Source organism: Campylobacter sp. CNRCH_2013_0855 (assembly GCF_025773025.1).
GTDB classification, from domain to species: Bacteria; Campylobacterota; Campylobacteria; order Campylobacterales; family Campylobacteraceae; genus Campylobacter_D; species Campylobacter_D jejuni_C.
Window position 1 is genome coordinate 1 of the sequence record NZ_JAKMTE010000049.1, and the last position, 868, is coordinate 868.

1 protein-coding gene is annotated in these 868 nt (G+C 18.9%); it reads left to right on the top strand.

Annotation, left to right across the window (positions count from 1 at the left end; translation table 11 throughout):
• Positions 1-45: 45 nt before the first annotated feature.
• Positions 46-867: a hypothetical protein gene (locus L8X40_RS08360; protein WP_263667684.1), complete on the top strand. Its 822-nt coding sequence runs from the start codon at positions 46-48 to the stop codon at positions 865-867.
• The last annotated feature ends 1 nt before the right edge of the window (position 868 follow it).

Below are 868 nucleotides of genomic sequence, written 5' to 3' on the forward strand. Positions count from 1 at the left end.
ATGGAAGATGGTTTACAGATAGGCTAATTAAAGAAAGGATAAACAATGCAAAAAATACTTCAAATTGATTTAGAAAAAAGAAAAGCTTTAGAGAATTTAAAAAATCTAAGCTTATTGGGTTTTGGTGGAGTTATGTTATTTAATCTAAATAAAGATGATTTGATTAAAGATAATGATATTTTTTCTATGCATAATATGAATCATTTTTTACAACTTAGTTTAGATCAATTTTATATACCTAATGCTTTTTTAAATATTTTAGAATTTTTACATATTAAAAAACATATTGATATAAAAGAATCTTTTCATATCAATATCTTAATCAATAGTGATACACTTTATAAAAATCCTTTATTGCAATATAATACAAATAGAACAATTTCTAAAGATGAAAATATCATTTATGCTTTAAAAAATACTTCTAGTATAAATCAAGCTTTTAAAAACTTAAAACAATTACAAGAAGTATTATTAAAAGAAAATATATTTTTAAATTTTATAGACTTAAATAGTAAAGAAAGCCTTTTAAGTTTTTATAATCAAATATTAAGCAATCATCATCTTAAAGATTATTTTTATATAAAAAATAATCAATTTTTTATTAAAGAAGATATAAAAAATAAAATTATATTTCACAATATCAATTCTTCTTCTATTATAAGTAATTATCTTAGCTTGTTAAATGATTTTAATACTTTAAGTAAGATAGAACTTATAAATATATTAGAAAGTTTAAGTTTATACAATCTTTCAACTTTAATGCAAACTATACAAAAAAGATACTTAAAACTAGAATATAACTTAAAAAGCTTTGATAAAGATAGTATCTTTTTATCTAATATGATTATGAATGTGAGGTTGAAGTAGG

What these genes read in the sequence shown, in the direction of transcription:
- L8X40_RS08360 (WP_263667684.1), top strand. Translation starts at nt 46, where the DNA reads ATGCAAAAAATACTTCAAATTGATTTAGAAAAAAGAAAAGCTTTAGAG.